Below are 16,882 nucleotides of genomic sequence, written 5' to 3'. Positions count from 1 at the left end.
AAATAAATCACCTTTCCAGAGGGAATGCGGTGGCATCAAGCGCATCCGGATCAAAGGTTGTAGCGACGTTGCTTTCTACAATGGCGTTACACCTTCGGGATAAAAAGGAATCAACGATGCCCACTTCAAGCGAACTCGCGCTGCAACAGCGTTGCCAACAAATCGTGACCAGTCCGGTGCTCAGCCCTGAGCAGAAACGCCACTTTCTGGCGCTGGAGGCTGAAAACGCACTGCCTTACCCGCAACTGCCTGCTGAAGCACGCCAGGCGCTGGATGACGGGGTGATCTGCGATATGTACGAAGGCCATGCCCCGTTCAAACCGCGTTATGTTTTACCCGACTACGCGCGTTTTCTGGCCAACGGTTCATCATGGCTGGAGCTGGAAGGAGCAAAGGATCTTGATGACGCGTTATCCTTACTCACCATCCTGTACCATCACGTTCCGTCAGTAACGTCGATGCCGGTCTATCTCGGTCAGCTCGATGCTCTACTGCAACCATATGTTAGAATTCTAACACAAGATGAGATCGATATTCGAATAAAACGTTTTTGGCGTTATCTCGACCGCACCCTGCCAGATGCCTTTATGCATGCCAACATTGGTCCAGCCGACACGCCGATTACACGCGCAATTTTACGCGCAGATGCAGAGTTAAAGCAGGTTTCACCTAATCTTACTTTTATTTATGATCCGCAAATCACCCCTGACGATCTGCTGCTTAACGTGGCGAAAAATATCTGTGAATGCAGTAAACCACACATTTCCAACGGCCCTGAAAATGATAAAATTTTCACAAAAGGCCACTACGGCGTCGTCAGTTGTTACAACTCACTGCCGCTGGCTGGCGGCGGAAGTACGCTGGTCAGGCTCAATCTGAAAGCCATCGCAGAGCGCAGCACCTCTGTCGATGACTTCTTTACGTGCACCCTACCGCACTACTGCCAGCAGCAAATCGCCATCATTGATGCACGATGTGAATTCCTCTATGAAAAATCACATTTCTTTGAGAATAGCTTCCTGGTGCAGGAAGGGTTGATTGATCCCAAACGTTTTGTGCCTATGTTCGGTATGTATGGCCTGGCGGAGGCGGTAAATCTGCTGTGTGAAAAAGCAGGGCAATGCGCGCGTTACGGGAAAGATGAGTTTGCCAATCAGCTTGGCTATCGCATTAGCGCCCAACTGGCGGAATTTGTAGAAAGCACGCCAGTGAAATATGGCTGGAATCAGCGCGCGATGCTGCATGCACAGTCGGGGATCAGTTCTGACATCGGCACCACGCCGGGCGCACGTCTGCCCTACGGCGATGAACCGGACCCGATCACTCACCTGCAGACCGTTGCGCCGCATCACGCGTATTATCACGCCGGTATCAGCGACATTCTCACGCTGGATGAAACCATCAAGCGTAATCCCCAGGCGTTAGTGCAATTATGCCTCGGCGCGTTTAAAGCCGGGATGCGTGAATTTACCGCTAACGTGAGCGGTAACGATCTGGTTCGCGTCACCGGTTATATGGTGCGCCTGTCGGATCTGGAAAAATATCGCGCCGCAGGTTCTCGCACCAACACAACCTGGCTGGGCGAAGAAGCCGCGCGCAATACGCGCATTCTGGAACGACACCCTCGCGTGATTAGCCATGAACAGCAGATGCGCTTCGGTAAGTAAGATTATCCCTTTCTCCTGCGTCGACGGGCCGGGCAGTCGCCTGGCTCTGTTTCTGCAGGGGTGCAATCTGCGCTGTAAAAATTGCCACAATCCGTGGACGATGGGACGCTGCAATGACTGCGGGGAGTGTGTCCTGCATTGCCCGCATGAGGCACTCAGCCTGAGTGCAGGAAAAGTGTGGTGGCAGTCCGACGTATGCCAGCAGTGTGACACCTGCCTGCACATGTGCCCACAGCAGGCTACGCCGATGGCGCAGACCATGAGCATTGATGAGGTGCTGCAGTCTATTCGCAAGGCAGCACTGTTTATTGAGGGAATTACGGTCAGCGGCGGCGAAGCGACGACCCAGCTACCGTTTATTGTGGCGCTGTTTAGCGCGATCAAAACCGATCCGCAGTTGCAACACCTGACCTGCATGGTAGACAGCAACGGCATGCTGAGCGAAACCGGCTGGCAAAGATTGCTACCGGTGTGCGACGGCGTGATGCTCGATTTAAAAGCCTGGGATAGCGCATGTCATCGTCAGTTGACTGGTCGCGATAACACGCTGATTAAACAAAGCATTACCTTTCTATCCGCGCAAGGAAAACTTGCGGAACTGCGCCTGCTGATTATTCCTGGTCAGGTGGATTATCTCCAGCATATCGATGCGCTGGCGGCGTTTATCATACGTTCAGGTGACGTGCCGGTGCGACTGAATGCCTTTCATGCGCACGGGGTATACGGCGAAGCAAAAGACTGGCCGAGCGCCACGCCGGAGGATGTGGAGATCCTCGCGCAAAAATTGCGCGAGCGCGGGGTGGAAAATTTGATTTTCCCGGCTTTGTATCTGTGAAATGCCGGATGCGATGCAAAAGCGTCACATCCGGAAATCAAAAATCAAACAACGTCGTCGTATTGCGATACAGCGCGTCAGCAATCACGTCCGCAGGTTCCGGGCGCAGCTCGCATAAGACGTCAAACACTCTGACTACCTGCTCCGGTCGATTGGGCTGTCCCTGAAACCCGCTGAGCGGCATATCTGGCGCGTCGGTTTCCAGCAGCAGTGACTCCAGCGGCAATCGCGCCATTACCTCGCGGGTTTTGCTGGCGCGTGGATAGGTAATAGTGCCACCCACGCCAATTTTGTAGCCCAGTTGTACAAAGCGTTCAGCCTGCTGAAAACTCCCGGAAAATCCATGCACCACGCCGGTTCGCGGTAAAGCATGGTATTTCAGGTGCATCGCCAGCTTGTCATGCGTGCGCCGTGAATGCAGGATCACTGGCAGTTCGTAACGCTTCGCCAGTTTAAGCTGCGCCTCCAGAATCCACTCTTGCTTGTCAAATTGCGGATCGTCCCGATACAGATCCAATCCAATCTCACCTACTGCCACCAGCTTTTGCGGACGCTTATCCAGCGCCTGCTGCAGTTGGTCCAGGCAGTCGTCGCTGTGGTGTTCAATCACAATGGGATGCAGGCCCAGCGCGGCAAACAGCGGGGGGTGATTATCCGCCAACGCCAGCACGCGGGAAAAATTCGCCGCCTGGGTGGCCGGGACAATAATACTGTCCACACCGGCTTCACTGGCGCGCTGCAGGCTGGCGGACTCGTCGCCAGTAAACGGCGGAAAATCAAAGTGACAATGCGTATCGATAAAGCGAAAACTCACGCCAAATCCTCATTATCAAACGTGGTGTCATTAGCCTGAGGCGCATTGGTCACCACAGGGGCGTGGGCGTCGTTGGCCACCGGCGCGGGAGGAACCACCACCGGTCCCGGCACCAAAATCTTCGGCGTCTGACGAGGCAGCGGCACGTTTTTCCCCAGAAGTTTGCCGACGGTAGCCAGGAAGTAACGACCGCACAGGCGTCCGGTTTTATAGTCTTCTCGCAGCGCCGGAATACGACTTCCCAGTGCCATACTATGGAGCGGTTTGGGCGGGTAGATCTCAAAGATACGCAGCTTGCCCGGCGGTTTCTCAATAAAGCTCTGAATCGCGTGATAGGTGGCTTCATGGTGCTGCACCAGATTCAACAGCGGTTGTAGGCTGCTTTCGCCCAGCCAACGTTCCATACGCTTGAACCACTGCGGGGTGTAGTACATTTGCGAAGGCACGGTACGAATAACCACCAGCGTTTTTGCCCCCTGCTTCGCCGCTTCCTGCACGGGAATGGCGTCGCTGACGCCCCCATCCAGGTAATTAACCCCATCCAGCGCAACCCCTGTGCGGTAGAACCCGGGAATCGCACTGGAGGCACGAATAAGATCGAGCCAGTTTTGCCGGTTCGGTGAAAAATAGCCCGGTGTGTAGTCATCACCCCGACAGGCGCACATATAAAACGATTTTCCTGCGGCAAACAGGCGCTCGGCGTTATCCATTGCCAGCGGCATTTGGGACGAGGTCGAATCTACCAGCCAGTCGAGGTCGATTAAGTTTCCCCCTCGCACAAAGCGTACCGGGTCAAAAAACTCACGTCGGGTGGTGTAACGCATGATGACTTTTCGCCCGTAACCAGGCTGGTTACAGAGATAGGCTGATAGGTTTTGCGCGCCCGCAGACGTTCCGTAGAAGAGATCAAAAGGATTAAACTGGGCGCGCATGAACTCATCCAGCACGCCAGCGGTGAAGATGCCTCTTTGTCCGCCGCCCTCACACACCAGCGCCATACTGCCTGGTTGAAACGGACGTAACGATAACGGCGCAATATTGCCGAGCGTGACGGGTATTCTCTGCCCCACCTCTGCCTTCCTGTTGTTTTTGTAATAGAACAACAAAGTAACGCAAATTGCCTAGCGCTAAAACCGTAAAAGCCAGTCCGGTGGACTGGCTGAGTAGCAAGTTATCTTTACGGTTTTTCTTTGCAGTTACATGCTAGGGTCGTTTACGACCGGTAAACAGGCTGACCAAAAACAGAATGATCCCCACTACAAATACAATTTTCGCTGCGCCTGCAGCGGTCCCCGCCAGTCCACCAAAACCCAGTGCAGCGGCAATTAACGCGATAACCAGAAATATGATGCCCCATCGAAACATATGCTTCTCCTTTACCATAGTTAATGTCACCGCTTGATATGAGCACTCAGGCTGCCCATCGGCGATATTTTCAGTGTGGTGCACAATACGCCTCCCGACAAACGCCAGGAGGACGAATTAAGTCTAATTAGTGAGTTTTGAGATCGTTTTTAACGCTTTTCACGCCATCAATCGCTTTGGCGATGCTCTCAGCGCGATCGCTTTGAGCCTGCGATTCAACGGTTCCTGAAAGCTGTACCACACCATCGGTGGTTTCAACTTTCACTTTGCGGGATGGGACAATATCATCGGCCAGCAGCTTGGCTTTTACCTCACTGGTGATTGCCGTATCGCCTGCATAGCCTTTTACGGAAGAGTCTTTGCTATCACGCACGTGCAGTTTGTCGCTAACGGAGGTCACACCCTCAACGCCTTTCGCCACTTTCACCGCCTCTTCGGCCTGTGCCTGGCTTTCAACAAACCCGCTTAACGTCACTACTTTTTGATCTGTTTTGACGGAAATATCGGTGCTCTTAATGCTATCGTGGTCCACCAGCGCGGCTTTCACTTTCGCGGTGATGGTGCTGTCATCCATGAAATTACCGACTTTGTTCATAGAGCTATCGACTTTCTGCCCCGCACTTTCGACGCCGGATTGCGCTTTATCCGTCGTGGCGTTTTCTGCATAAGCAGAACCCGTTGCAACAGCGGAGGTCAGCATCACGGCCAGCAGCGTTTTAGAAATCTTAAGTCCTGTCATTGTCATCGATGTATTCCTGTATGTTTTTCTTAAGCGATGCTCTGGCATTAAACGGCCTGAACCAGAGACAAATTTTGTAAGTGAGATGAATGTCAGTTATAGAGGCTGCAACAGGCAGCTTAAGAAGCATTAAAAACCGACATTCATGTCATCACATTGTTAAATATAGTTCACGATTTCGTGATCGCAGCCCGAATCGGCTAAAAAACAGACAAACAAAGAAAAAATGAGAGGATTTAAGAACATTCCGTAAGGGATTTAAAAGACAGGAAAAGTTGCCGGGCACGACGAATACCGTGCCCGGAAAGGTCGATTAGTGTTCGCGCGTTTTGCGGAACTGAACGTCAGGGTAACGTTCCTGGGTGAGATTCAGGTTAACCATGGTTGGTGCAATATAAGTAAGATTATCGCCGCCATCCAGCGCCAGCTGAATTTCGTTTTTACGCTTAAATTCTTCAAATTTCTTCACGTCAGAACACTCTACCCAACGCGCAGTCGCCACGTTGACCGATTCATAAATCGCTTCAACGTTGTATTCGCTCTTCAGACGAGAAACCACCACGTCGAACTGCAGCACACCGACAGCCCCCACGATCAGGTCGTTATTGGCGATCGGACGGAATACCTGCACGGCGCCTTCTTCTGAAAGCTGAACCAGTCCTTTCAGCAGCTGTTTCTGCTTCAACGGATCCTTGAGGCGAATACGACGGAACAGCTCCGGTGCGAAGTTCGGAATACCGGTGAACTTCATCATTTCGCCCTGGGTAAAGGTATCGCCAATCTGGATTGTGCCGTGGTTGTGCAGGCCAAGAATATCGCCCGGATACGCTTCTTCGACGTGAGAACGGTCACCGGCCATAAAGGTCAGCGCATCGGAGATCACCACGTCTTTACCAATGCGCACCTGGCGCATTTTCATGCCTTTCTCGTACTTGCCGGACACCACGCGCATGAACGCCACGCGGTCACGGTGTTTCGGATCCATGTTGGCCTGAATTTTAAACACGAAGCCAGTGAACTTCTCTTCAGAGGCTTCAACGACGCGGGTATCGGTTTTACGCGGCATCGGCGCAGGCGCCCACTCCACTAAGCCATCCAGCATATGATCGACGCCGAAGTTACCCAACGCGGTACCGAAGAAGACCGGGGTGATTTCGCCCGCGAGGAACAGCTCATGATCGAACTCGTTGGACGCACCCTGCACCAGTTCCAGCTCGTCGCGCAGCTGCTGCGCCAGGTCTTCACCCACGGCAGCATCGAGCTCCGGGTTGTTCAGACCTTTAACAATGCGCACTTCCTGAATGGTGTGACCTTTACCTGTCTGATACAGATAAGTTTCGTCTTTATAAAGGTGATAGACACCCTTGAACAACTTCCCGCAGCCAATCGGCCAGGTGATCGGCGCGCAGCCGATTTTCAGTTCGTTCTCGACTTCATCCAGCAGCTCCATCGGGTCACGGATGTCACGGTCGAGTTTGTTCATAAAGGTCAGGATCGGCGTATCGCGCAGACGGGTAACTTCCATCAGCTTGCGGGTACGATCCTCGACGCCTTTCGCGGCGTCAATAACCATCAGACAGCAGTCCACCGCCGTCAGGGTACGATAGGTATCTTCGGAGAAGTCTTCGTGCCCCGGGGTATCCAGCAGGTTCACCAGGCAGTCATGATACGGGAACTGCATCACGGAGGTGGTAATGGAGATCCCACGCTGCTTTTCCATTTCCATCCAGTCAGACTTCGCATGCTGGCTGGAGCCACGGCCTTTTACCGTACCGGCGGTCTGAATCGCCTGTCCGAATAACAGAACCTTTTCAGTAATGGTCGTTTTACCGGCATCCGGGTGAGAAATAATGGCAAAAGTGCGGCGTTTGGCCACCTCTTGCAAATAAGGAGACAACGTCATAGTCAAATCTTCTTAGGTAAGCACGGCAACGGGCCGTGCAAGTTGAATACGAAAAATTGCGGCTATTTTACCCATCAACGGGGGGGAGGCAATCAGTGTTTACACAGGAGCTGCTCCAGTTCGCTTAATGACGTCACCGTCCAGGTCGGCTGAATGCCCGCTGGCTGCTCGCGATGATGCGTATTGAGCCAGCAGGTGGAGAGCCCAGCATTAATACCGCCAAGGATATCGGACTCTGCGGTGTCGCCCACCATCAGCACGCGGGAACGGTCAGGATTGCCCGCCTGCTCCAGCGCATGGTCAAAAATACGGGGATCGGGTTTCGCCACGCCAACCTGCTCAGAAATCACCAGCAGATCGAAATAATCGCGCAGTCCCGTCCGTTCAAGGCGGATTTGCTGCAACGCCGTGAAGCCGTTGGTAATAATGCCGATTTTCGTTTTATCACGAATTGCATTAAGCAGTGAAACAGCCCCTGGCAACGGCGAGCAGATCTCCGCCATCGCATTGATAAATGCGTCATTAAGCTGGCCAGGTTCAACCTTCAGGCGTTCAGCCCAGCTCTGGAAACGGGCGTGCTGCAGCTGTAATGAGGTAATCGCGCCGTTTTGATAATCCACCCACAGCGGTTTATTCACGGCCTGGTAGTCCTGAAAATCTTCAGCGGTAAAGGTAATGCTATAGTCGAGAAACATCCGCTGTAAGCCGGTAAACGAGTCAAACGTAAACAGCGTTTCGTCGGCATCAAAGAAAATCCAGTCCCACTTCTTCATCATTACACCTTGTCTTACATGCTGATTGGCAATGCCATGATAATGGCGTCTTCATGACCATCGGCCGTCGGATAGTAATTGCGCCGGATCGTCGCCTCGTTAAAGCCCAGGTTTTCATACAGCGCGATAGCGGCTGCGTTTGAGGCGCGCACTTCAAGCCACAGCGTCAAAATGCCACGCTTTTCCAGCTCATCGATCAGATGCTCCAGCAGCTCACGCCCCAGCCCCCTGCGCTGAAAGTCAGGATCGACGGCAATATTGAACAGCGTAGCTTCATCCAGCACGACCTGCGTAATCGCAAAGGCCGCCATCACGTCATCAACCCTCAACTGAAAATTGAGGTAACGATCGCCCTGGTTGCTGGCAAATGTTTTTTCACTCCACGGAAAAGCGTGGGCGCGTTTTTCAATCTGAAATGCTGTAGGTAAATCAGTCGGTTCGAGGGAAGAAATCGTGTTCATATGCGCAGATTTGTTGCCATAACGCGGCGCGGGCCGCGGGGTTTTCCCGTAATTCATTAAACGCAGGACTCGCGACCTGAGCGCCCTCCAGCAGCAGCGGCTCTTCGGTTCCCAGCCGCCAGCTATTACAGCGACTGCCTTGCGGCAGCATGGCGACACGGTCAGGCGTCAGTTGTAAAACCTGATCCGGGCTGACGGTTAATGCGCGTAAAATATCGCTCATCAATGGTTCGGTTAGCGCGGGTAACTGTGCAGCAACCATCACCAAACGGACATGCGCAGGAATGGAAATCGCGATTTCGCCCTGCAGTGCGCCAGGACGACGCAACGACCACTGCGTAATGCCCAGTTGCTGTAACTGCCAGTCTCGTCGGGATGTCATAGCGAAACGCTCCTGTAATCAGGGGCGCAAATATAGCAAATTTGTCGAATCCGTGCCATCAAACAACTATAATCCCCCGCTGTACAATTTAAGGAGCACTCCATGTCTGCTTTTACCCCGGCAAGTGAAGTCTTGCTGCGCCACAGTGATGATTTCGAACAAAGCCGTATTCTGTTTGCCGGTGATTTGCAGGATGACCTGCCTGCTCATTTTGAAAGCGCCGCCAGCCGTGCGCACACTCAGCAGCTTCACCACTGGCAGGTGCTTCACCGCCAGATGGGCGACAACGTCCGCTTCAGCCTCGTCGCTCAAGCCGATGACGTCGGCGATAGCGATACGCTGATCTACTACTGGCCGAAGAATAAACCTGAGGCTCAGTTCCAGTTGATGAACCTTCTGTCGCTGTTACCGGTGGGCAGCGATATTTTTGTTGTTGGTGAAAACCGCAGCGGCGTGCGTAGCGCCGAGCAGATGTTGGCCGAATACGCACCGCTAAACAAAGTCGACAGCGCACGTCGCTGTGGCCTGTACCACGGTCGTCTGGAAAAGCAACCGGTCTTTGATGCTGAAAAATACTGGGACGAATACCAGACCGACAATCTGACCATTAAAACGCTGCCGGGCGTATTCAGCCGTGACGGCCTGGATGTTGGCAGCCAACTGCTACTCTCTACGCTGACGCCGCACACTAAAGGCAAAGTTTTGGATGTCGGTTGTGGCGCGGGTGTTCTCTCCGTCGCACTTGCCAGCCACTCGCCAAAAGTGCGCTTAACCCTGTGCGATGTTAGCGCAGCCGCTGTTGAAGCCAGCCGCGCAACGCTTGCCACCAACGGTATTGAGGGTGACGTTATCGCCAGTAACGTCTTTTCTGACGTGACGGGTCGCTTTGATATGATCATCTCCAACCCGCCGTTCCACGACGGCATGCAGACCAGCCTGGATGCCGCGCAAACGCTGATTCGAGGCGCGGTGCGTCACCTCAACAGCGGTGGCGAACTGCGTATTGTAGCCAACGCCTTCCTGCCTTATCCGAAAGTACTGGATGAAGTGTTTGGCTTCCACGAAGTTATCGCGCAGACCGGGCGCTTTAAGGTCTATCGCACCGTCATGACGCGTCAGGCGAAAAAAGCGTAATTGTCTCGCAGCGAACGGTCATTCACGTGGCCGTTTTTGCATCAATCGACCCAGCCTGTACAATTAACTATTGACGAAAAGTTGAAAACAACTAGAATGCGCCTCCGTGGTAACGATACTTTTTGAGTGTCGATGGTATGCGAAGGTGGCGGAATTGGTAGACGCGCTAGCTTCAGGTGTTAGTGTCCTTTCGGACGTGGGGGTTCAAGTCCCCCCCCTCGCACCATAATCCACGTTGATATTGCTCGCACTGGGCGAAGGTGGCGGAATTGGTAGACGCGCTAGCTTCAGGTGTTAGTGTCCTTAGGATGTGGGGGTTCGAGTCCCCCCCCTCGCACCAACGAGGCGATATCAAAAAATAAGATGACTGTGCGAAGGTGGCGGAATTGGTAGACGCGCTAGCTTCAGGTGTTAGTGTCCTTAGGATGTGGGGGTTCGAGTCCCCCCCCTCGCACCAATTATCTTATTTCCCTCTCAATTTTCTTCCCTGTTTTGTTCATCCCTGATTCCAGTTCATCATTACCAGAACAATGCCGCCGATCAGTGCTGCGCATGACGGTAATAAAACAAAGTGCCGTAAACGCTCATGGTATAACATGAGTGAAGTCAGTAGTAATCCTAATACAATCATCGCCTTCCATACGTAGACCGACAGGTCACTAAATGCCATCCCGGCAATAAGCATTCCTGGCAGCAGAACACCCCAACCACTGCCCAGCGTACGTTGCAACATGGTACCACCTATCACACTGATAATGATAACCAATATCATATGATAAATTTTCTCATTTGTCAGCTATGTGGCACTATCAATTATATGAGTTTTACTTAACGATTGATGACATCAATAATTTAAGGTGATAAATTGCTCGCCGGTTAGCTTTTCAACTAAAAACAATAAAAACCTCTGCGAATGAAACCCCGTTCGTTATTTGTTTTATTTACCAACTCACCTTCGTACATTGCAGATAACTAACAATATTTACCTATGACAGTACAATCCTGGCGAACTCTGCGCACCAAAAAATACCAACTTTCTTTACGACTGTTCCTGTTACTCAATGCAGTCTCCGCGCTGTTTACGCTTTTTTTCCCCCTGTTTGCCGTCAAAGCTTTGTCAGCACCGGCTTTGCTGATACTTGTGATGAGTACTTTGTTACTGGCATGGCATGGCAAATATGCGGATAAAAGAATTAATCTTCCTTTTATTTCAATCGTTTTTGGCTTGCTTTGGGCATTACATATTTTCCTGAAATATAACGCGCTAGGCCATAATGATTATTATTTTCTGTTAATCGCGCTTCTCAGCGTTTTGTTTATTGGATCTATCGCTTTTGCCAATAATATCATCGCGTTTACGCTTCACTCATTGCCTTCCGTCGCCGTCTGTTTATGGCTGAACGGCAGCGAGCATGGTTTGCGAATTTTCTATTTTATGGCGTTGCCCATGGCCGGGATCGCCATCCAGCATGTGATACAAAAGCGCTACGACGGCTTCGCCCAGCAACTGATGCACAAACTACTGGAAGAACGGGAAACCCTGAACGGTCTCAGCATGCTCGACCCGCTAACCGGTTTGTACAATCGCCGGGGGCTGCAACACAGACTCGATACACTATTGGCCCTGAGCAACTCGAAGCACTACGTCCTGCTGCTGGATATCGACCATTTCAAAGCCTATAACGACCATTACGGTCATATGATGGGCGATCAGGCGCTAATCCGCGTCTCGGCCGCGATTCGTGACTCCGTGCGTTCCCGGGACGTGGTGGCGCGCTTTGGCGGCGAAGAGTTTATGGTTTTGCTGACCGCGGTCGATCCCCAACAGGCTCAGGCTGCCGCCGAGCGCATTCGCCAGAAAGTGTACGACCTTAAAATTCCCCACATGTTTAATGAGAGCGTGGCAACCAACGTAACTATCAGTATCGGCATTGCGCCTCTGGTTGAGCAGGATATTGAAGCCGCGATTGCTCAAGCGGATAAAGCGCTTTATGAAGCCAAGCACCTTGGACGCAACAGCACGCTGGTCAGCGATGAGCTAAGGGTAAACTGCCCTTCTGCCTGAGCGATCTGTGCGATACCGCTCCGGATGGCGACAAAGATCTTGCCATCGTTCAGTGTCAATTATAGGATTAGAAATCATTATCATTTAGATTAACATCCTTATATCAACATGGCTTATCGTTCCGCTCCGATCGTTGAAGATGTCATCTGGCGTAGTCATCTCCCTGCAAAGATGCCCTCGCTGGCTGTTGCCGTCCGCGCAACGATAGCCAAAACCCGAGAACACCTGCTGGATTTCATTCGTCTGGACGAAACGCCAGTGCCAGGAGCAATGACGCTGCATGAATGGACGCAACCAACGACGCTAAGTTCATTGCTCGCGGTTTATTCAGACCATATTTATCGCAATCAGCCCATGCTGCCCCGCGAAAATAAGCCGCTGATTTCTCTCTGGGCGCAGTGGTATATCGGTCTGATGATGCCTCCACTGATGGTGGCCCTGCTGACGCAAAAAGAGGCTATCGACATCTCGCCAGAACATATGCACGTAGAGTTTCACGAATCGGGTCGTGCAGCCTGTTTCTGGATCGACGTGCATCAGGATCATCAGGCCACGGCTCAGTCTCCCCAACAGCGTATGGAAACGCTGATTCTCTCAGCGCTAACGCCGGTTGTGCAGGCACTGGAAGCGACAGGCGAGATCAACGCGAAGCTTATCTGGAGCAACACGGGGTACTTAATTCACTGGTACTTAACGGAAATGAAGCCGTTGTTAGGTGAAGAATTGCTGAACACGCTGCGTCAGACCTGCTTTTTTGAGAAACAACTCCCCTGCGGCCAGGATAACCCTTTATGGCGTACCGTTGTTCTACGCGAGGGACTGTTAGTACGCAGAACCTGCTGCCAGCGCTATCGTCTGCCCGATGTTCAGCAATGCGGCGACTGCACGCTGAAGTAAGCGAGGAGCCGTAGCCCCCCACCTACACTTTATGCAACCTGCTGATTTTCCTCTTCTATACGCTGTGCTTCTTCATTTTCTTGCGCTAATAGCTGCTTTTCGTAAACCTTAAAGAACGGGAAGTAGATAACAGCCGACACCAGCGCCAGCAGGACAACCAGGAGCGCCGCACGATAATCCCAACCTAACGCCCATGCCGCGCCAACGGGTGCCGGTGCGGTCCAGGGAACCACTGAAATCACCCGCCCAATTAAATCCAGTTTCATCGCCGCCCAGGCCAGCACGGCGTTCACCATTGGGGCCAGAAGGAAGGGAATAAAGAACACCGGATTCATGACAATCGGCGTACCGAAAATCACCGGTTCATTAATATTAAAAATGCTGGGGACCACACTCAACCGCCCAATCGAGCGTAGATGGGCCGAACGACTGCGCAGATAGCAAATTACCAGCCCCATCGTCGCGCCGGAACCGCCAACCACGATAAAGAACGTCCAGAACGCTTCCATAAAGATATGTGGTAAAGGTGTACCCTGAGCCAGCGCCGACTGGTTCATCCCGAGATTGGTGAGCCAGAACATTTGCAGCATTCCCGACACAATCGCGGCGCCGTGAATACCGGCAAACCACAGCAGATGGCCGATCAGTACTGCCAGCAGTATCGCCGGCAGAGAATCGGCGGCGGATACCAGTGGTTTAAAGATGGCCATGATGGCCTGCGGGATCAACATGTCAAACTGTGACTGTATGACCAGGCTCAGCGGGTATAGCGTCAGCACCACCACCAGCACCGGGATCAGCAGATCGAAGGAGTTTTTGATCATCGGCGGCACTTGATCGGGCAAACGAATGCCGATGTTATGCGCCTTCAGAAAACGCATCATTTCAACGCAGTAAATAGCCACCAGGATGGCGGTGAAAATCCCCGTACCGCCCAGGCTATCAACTGGCATCGTGCCTTTAGTTTTTGGCGCAGCAATCAACAGAAATGCCATGATCGACAACATCGCGCACATAAACGGATCTAACTGATGTGACTTCACATAGTGCTTGCCCAGGTTATAAGCAATAGCAGCACATATGTAGACCGACATAATCCCCATCGTCATATCAAACGGTGTAAGTATCTGCCCTTCAAACTGTTTAGCCAAATCCAGCCATGCACGGGCAAATCCCCAGGTGGTATCCGGAGAAAAAGGCGGGTAGGCGAAAACCAACAGAAACGAGCCTACAATCATAAAAGGCATCGCCGAGATAAAACCGTCACGAATTGCCATGACATGACGCTGTGAAGAAATACGCCCCGCGACGGGGCTGACGTAATTTTCAACAAAGCGGAAAATCGCATTAAATACCGCATGGTTAGAAGACATAGCCGTTCTCCCGTTGTGCTAACCCCTGCAACCGTGCTGGTTTCAACACCACCACGTAAAACCCATTCCTACTATTCGCAACCGTGCCAGGAGAAAAACCAGCCTTACCGCTTTTTGAGTTAAGTTTCATAGATGGCTCTTATTATGTGATACAGAGGAAGTGACAACATCAGTATTAATCGCCATTTCAGCATTCTGCAACCGGTTACTGTAACCGGTTTCTTTGATTGTGAAGACGATCGAAAAACTACCAATGTTGCCGTATTGTTACATTTAAATATTTACAGCGAGGTTTACCCTATGACAAATTACGCCATGCGGTTTTTTGCTGTACGGAGCTGCCTGTAGGCTATTTGGAGAGAAGAATGAGTTTGCAATCAGTACGCCAATTTTTAGCGCAACATGCGCCAGATATTGAGATTATCGAATTAGATCAGAGCACAGCCACCGTCGAGTTGGCAGCAAAAGCCCATAACGTCGAACCAGGCCAGATTGCGAAAACACTTTCACTAAAGGTGAAGAACGACATTATTCTGGTAGTCGCCAAAGGTGATGCCCGACTGGATAACAAAAAGCTTAAAAGTACCTTTGGTGCCAAAGCCCGTATGCTGAGTAGCGATGAAGTAGTGAATGCGACAGGTCATCCCGTTGGCGGCGTATGTCCTTTCGGGCTGGAAACGCCGATTTCGGTATACTGCGATGTCTCCCTGAAACACTATGCAGAAGTGCTGCCCGCTGCAGGGGCCATCCACAGCGCGGTTCGCATCACGCCTGAAAGAATGGCTCAACTAACTTCAGCCACCTGGGTGGATGTCTGTCAGTAAAGTTATACGGCCCGTGCCGGTTGTTCACCCCAGCACGTAACGAGTTAAGAAGCCGTCTGTAGAAATGGTGCAGACTCACCTGCGCGCAGATACAACAGAATATCTGCAGCATCCAGCAGTCCGGCATCTGAGCTCACACCCAGTTTGGACATCACATTAAATTTATGTGCCCGGATGGTTTTAATATTTCGTTCCAACTGAACGGCAATCTGCGGCATTGAATAACCATTCGACATAAAGCGCAGTATTTCTCGTTCTGTTGGACTGAGCATACGGCTTTGATTGATATACCAATGGTTTTTTGCACCTTCGGATCCCCGACAGGGAGCATTCAATGCCGTGAATAGCGCATCCTGCAGCACCGTTAACGAAGACGATTTGCTCACAACCCCATCTAACGGCAAGGGCGACAAAGAGCCGATTAATCGCGCCTCTACGTCATCATCAACAATTACCACCCGGCGAATACGCGGAAATTTTTCCGCCAGTTCCATCATATAAGCTAAACCGGCCCTGCGGTCAGTTCTGATTGCAGAGAGGGAAAAAATAACCGCCGAAAACGACGTTTTTAACATTGCCTGACTAAATGCAGGTTGGCTCGAAAAGATATGAAGTTTGTATTGGTCATCCGACATGGTATTAAACAAACTCTTAATACCGACACTACTCATTGCGCACTTCTCTACCAGCGCGACGTTTCTTTTGATGTTTCTGCTTTCCATTCCGTGGTTTCTCCATAGACTGAAGGTAAATTCAGTTCTCGCGATCCTTGAGAACTGTTTATCCAGGCGTACATTTCTGCATTACTATGAATCGACAAACGACGCATAGCACTGTTCTTTTGAGCGCTGATTGTTTTATTGCTTTTCTTTAGCAACGTCGCAATCTGGTTAATTCCCCATCCTTTCCCTAAGAGCCGCAACACTTTCCTTTCAGAAAGGGTGAGAACAATTGACCGCACGTTGTTATCCATTAATTGCGGTATAGCTGGCGGAGAGAGCAACGCCTTGCTGATTCTCTCCGCACGGGTATTCCCCGCGTGGATGACATTTACTAAACTTTCAATCGGTTCGGCGTCAGATAACAGCGAACTAACAGGGCACATTAGCAGTTCAATGGCCAGAGGATAAAAATGACGAGATACAAGAAATACCCAGTGGATATCACGGTATTGGGATAATAAAGAATAATATTGTTCGCAGACTGAACGAGGATGATTACAGTCTCCGGTTAAATCAGCAATAACCAGATTGGCACAACGCAGCTGCAGCAAAGTCAGTTCTTCGACGGAGCGGCAGTAGGTCAGCTCGTAATCGGCAAACTGTGCCTGCATTACACCTTTTAACCCAGTTTGTATAATAGGTAATTTACTAATAATAATTGCGTTTTTGCAGCGTCCTGGCAACATATCCCCTCCACCACTCACCAGTCCGTAATCGCACTTATTCAAAATTCCTTGATGAATTAATAAAATTAATCCACAGGAAAATACTCCGAACAATAAACGGGGTGAATTGTTTATCCTTGGCTTTATGATTTAATTAAACAGACACTTTGGCGCTATAATCCAAATAGCGTCAATCTATCGAACCATTATTACACAATTACCTATAAAAATATTATCTGTACAATTAAAAGTACTACAATAGA

Annotated in this window: 18 protein-coding genes and 3 tRNA genes; 9 read left to right on the top strand and 12 right to left on the bottom strand. The window is 51.2% G+C overall.

Features of this window, described 5'->3' with window-relative positions:
* The first annotated feature begins 116 nt into the window (after positions 1-116).
* Entirely contained in the window at positions 117-1,667 is a 1,551-nt protein-coding gene (locus On2M_RS03945; protein WP_210904413.1) for a YjjI family glycine radical enzyme, read from the top strand.
* Entirely contained in the window at positions 1,639-2,502 is an 864-nt protein-coding gene (locus On2M_RS03940) for a YjjW family glycine radical enzyme activase (RefSeq protein WP_210904412.1), read from the top strand. Before On2M_RS03945 ends, On2M_RS03940 begins: the two co-directional genes overlap by 29 nt.
* A gap of 37 nt (positions 2,503-2,539) precedes the next feature.
* Here On2M_RS03940 and On2M_RS03935 read toward each other — a convergent pair whose 3' ends face one another.
* From On2M_RS03935 to holD, 8 genes are all read right to left on the bottom strand, one after another.
* Positions 2,540-3,316, bottom strand: a complete 777-nt coding sequence (locus On2M_RS03935; RefSeq protein ID WP_210904411.1) for a metal-dependent hydrolase — start codon at positions 3,314-3,316, stop codon at positions 2,540-2,542.
* Positions 3,313-4,386, bottom strand: coding sequence for a patatin family protein (locus On2M_RS03930; RefSeq protein WP_187259132.1), 1,074 nt, complete (start codon positions 4,384-4,386; stop codon positions 3,313-3,315). Before On2M_RS03930 ends, On2M_RS03935 begins: the two co-directional genes overlap by 4 nt.
* A gap of 133 nt (positions 4,387-4,519) precedes the next feature.
* Complete coding sequence (locus tag On2M_RS03925; RefSeq protein ID WP_003019081.1) at positions 4,520-4,681, bottom strand: DUF1328 family protein; 162 nt, start codon at positions 4,679-4,681, stop codon at positions 4,520-4,522.
* Between the two features lie 127 nt (positions 4,682-4,808).
* Positions 4,809-5,426: a molecular chaperone OsmY gene (osmY, locus tag On2M_RS03920; RefSeq protein WP_151216671.1), complete on the bottom strand. Its 618-nt coding sequence runs from the start codon at positions 5,424-5,426 to the stop codon at positions 4,809-4,811.
* Between the two features lie 307 nt (positions 5,427-5,733).
* Entirely contained in the window at positions 5,734-7,323 is a 1,590-nt protein-coding gene (gene prfC / locus On2M_RS03915) for a peptide chain release factor 3 (RefSeq protein WP_016151601.1), read from the bottom strand.
* A gap of 92 nt (positions 7,324-7,415) precedes the next feature.
* On the bottom strand, positions 7,416-8,096 hold the full coding sequence (gene yjjG / locus On2M_RS03910) for a pyrimidine 5'-nucleotidase (protein ID WP_061067189.1): 681 nt from the start codon (positions 8,094-8,096) through the stop codon (positions 7,416-7,418).
* A gap of 14 nt (positions 8,097-8,110) precedes the next feature.
* A complete protein-coding gene (rimI, locus tag On2M_RS03905; protein WP_151216670.1) occupies positions 8,111-8,557 on the bottom strand; it encodes a ribosomal protein S18-alanine N-acetyltransferase in 447 nt (148 codons plus the stop codon).
* On the bottom strand, positions 8,526-8,939 hold the full coding sequence (holD, locus tag On2M_RS03900) for a DNA polymerase III subunit psi (RefSeq protein WP_005123886.1): 414 nt from the start codon (positions 8,937-8,939) through the stop codon (positions 8,526-8,528). The genes rimI and holD overlap by 32 nt, the downstream gene beginning before the upstream one ends.
* A gap of 102 nt (positions 8,940-9,041) precedes the next feature.
* On the opposite strand from holD, the gene rsmC reads away from it, so the two are divergent.
* From rsmC to On2M_RS03880, 4 genes are all read left to right on the top strand, one after another.
* Entirely contained in the window at positions 9,042-10,073 is a 1,032-nt protein-coding gene (rsmC, locus tag On2M_RS03895; RefSeq protein WP_151216669.1) for a 16S rRNA (guanine(1207)-N(2))-methyltransferase RsmC, read from the top strand.
* A gap of 139 nt (positions 10,074-10,212) precedes the next feature.
* Positions 10,213-10,299, top strand: a tRNA-Leu gene (locus On2M_RS03890).
* A 28-nt stretch (positions 10,300-10,327) separates the two neighbouring features.
* Positions 10,328-10,413: transfer RNA gene (locus On2M_RS03885), tRNA-Leu, on the top strand.
* Between the two features lie 31 nt (positions 10,414-10,444).
* Positions 10,445-10,530, top strand: a tRNA-Leu gene (locus tag On2M_RS03880).
* A gap of 39 nt (positions 10,531-10,569) precedes the next feature.
* On the opposite strand, the gene On2M_RS03875 is transcribed toward On2M_RS03880, so the two are convergent.
* Positions 10,570-10,806 carry a DUF1435 domain-containing protein gene (locus On2M_RS03875; RefSeq protein ID WP_151216668.1) on the bottom strand — a complete coding sequence of 79 codons (237 nt, stop codon included), beginning with the start codon at positions 10,804-10,806 and terminating at the stop codon, positions 10,570-10,572.
* 255 nt (positions 10,807-11,061) lie between these two features.
* Here On2M_RS03875 and On2M_RS03870 point away from each other — a divergent pair, with 255 nt between their 5' ends.
* Positions 11,062-12,138, top strand: coding sequence for a diguanylate cyclase (locus On2M_RS03870; protein ID WP_151216667.1), 1,077 nt, complete (start codon positions 11,062-11,064; stop codon positions 12,136-12,138).
* A gap of 108 nt (positions 12,139-12,246) precedes the next feature.
* Complete coding sequence (fhuF, locus tag On2M_RS03865) at positions 12,247-13,035, top strand: siderophore-iron reductase FhuF (RefSeq protein WP_210904409.1); 789 nt, start codon at positions 12,247-12,249, stop codon at positions 13,033-13,035.
* Positions 13,036-13,064: 29 nt separating this feature from the next.
* Here the strand turns inward: fhuF and On2M_RS03860 are convergent, their stop codons facing one another.
* A complete protein-coding gene (locus On2M_RS03860; RefSeq protein ID WP_210904408.1) occupies positions 13,065-14,408 on the bottom strand; it encodes a PTS sugar transporter subunit IIC in 1,344 nt (447 codons plus the stop codon).
* Positions 14,409-14,773: 365 nt separating this feature from the next.
* Between On2M_RS03860 and On2M_RS03855 the strand changes: the two genes are divergently transcribed.
* Positions 14,774-15,232: a YbaK/EbsC family protein gene (locus On2M_RS03855; protein WP_151216664.1), complete on the top strand. Its 459-nt coding sequence runs from the start codon at positions 14,774-14,776 to the stop codon at positions 15,230-15,232.
* Positions 15,233-15,276: 44 nt separating this feature from the next.
* On the opposite strand, the gene bglJ is transcribed toward On2M_RS03855, so the two are convergent.
* Positions 15,277-15,954 carry a DNA-binding transcriptional activator BglJ gene (gene bglJ / locus On2M_RS03850; RefSeq protein ID WP_151216663.1) on the bottom strand — a complete coding sequence of 226 codons (678 nt, stop codon included), beginning with the start codon at positions 15,952-15,954 and terminating at the stop codon, positions 15,277-15,279.
* Positions 15,915-16,640: a response regulator transcription factor gene (locus tag On2M_RS03845; RefSeq protein WP_151216662.1), complete on the bottom strand. Its 726-nt coding sequence runs from the start codon at positions 16,638-16,640 to the stop codon at positions 15,915-15,917. The genes bglJ and On2M_RS03845 overlap by 40 nt, the downstream gene beginning before the upstream one ends.
* Between the last annotated feature and the right edge of the window lie 242 nt (positions 16,641-16,882).

The organism is Citrobacter sp. On2M (assembly GCF_018035235.1).
GTDB classification, from domain to species: Bacteria; Pseudomonadota; Gammaproteobacteria; order Enterobacterales; family Enterobacteriaceae; genus Citrobacter; species Citrobacter meridianamericanus.
Note: the sequence above shows the minus strand (reverse complement) of the source record. Positions and strands in the feature narration are given on the sequence as shown.

Coding starts and splice junctions, on each gene's coding strand:
- On2M_RS03945 (WP_210904413.1), top strand. CDS start 117: ATGCCCACTTCAAGCGAACTCGCGCTGCAACAGCGTTGCCAACAAATC.
- On2M_RS03940 (WP_210904412.1), top strand. CDS start 1,639: ATGAACAGCAGATGCGCTTCGGTAAGTAAGATTATCCCTTTCTCCTGC.
- On2M_RS03925 (WP_003019081.1), bottom strand. CDS start 4,681: ATGTTTCGATGGGGCATCATATTTCTGGTTATCGCGTTAATTGCCGCT.
- osmY (WP_151216671.1), bottom strand. CDS start 5,426: ATGACAATGACAGGACTTAAGATTTCTAAAACGCTGCTGGCCGTGATG.
- prfC (WP_016151601.1), bottom strand. CDS start 7,323: ATGACGTTGTCTCCTTATTTGCAAGAGGTGGCCAAACGCCGCACTTTT.
- yjjG (WP_061067189.1), bottom strand. CDS start 8,096: ATGAAGAAGTGGGACTGGATTTTCTTTGATGCCGACGAAACGCTGTTT.
- rimI (WP_151216670.1), bottom strand. CDS start 8,557: ATGAACACGATTTCTTCCCTCGAACCGACTGATTTACCTACAGCATTT.
- holD (WP_005123886.1), bottom strand. CDS start 8,939: ATGACATCCCGACGAGACTGGCAGTTACAGCAACTGGGCATTACGCAG.
- rsmC (WP_151216669.1), top strand. CDS start 9,042: ATGTCTGCTTTTACCCCGGCAAGTGAAGTCTTGCTGCGCCACAGTGAT.
- On2M_RS03875 (WP_151216668.1), bottom strand. CDS start 10,806: ATGTTGCAACGTACGCTGGGCAGTGGTTGGGGTGTTCTGCTGCCAGGA.
- On2M_RS03870 (WP_151216667.1), top strand. CDS start 11,062: ATGACAGTACAATCCTGGCGAACTCTGCGCACCAAAAAATACCAACTT.
- fhuF (WP_210904409.1), top strand. CDS start 12,247: ATGGCTTATCGTTCCGCTCCGATCGTTGAAGATGTCATCTGGCGTAGT.
- On2M_RS03860 (WP_210904408.1), bottom strand. CDS start 14,408: ATGTCTTCTAACCATGCGGTATTTAATGCGATTTTCCGCTTTGTTGAA.
- On2M_RS03855 (WP_151216664.1), top strand. CDS start 14,774: ATGAGTTTGCAATCAGTACGCCAATTTTTAGCGCAACATGCGCCAGAT.
- bglJ (WP_151216663.1), bottom strand. CDS start 15,954: ATGGAAAGCAGAAACATCAAAAGAAACGTCGCGCTGGTAGAGAAGTGC.
- On2M_RS03845 (WP_151216662.1), bottom strand. CDS start 16,640: ATGTTGCCAGGACGCTGCAAAAACGCAATTATTATTAGTAAATTACCT.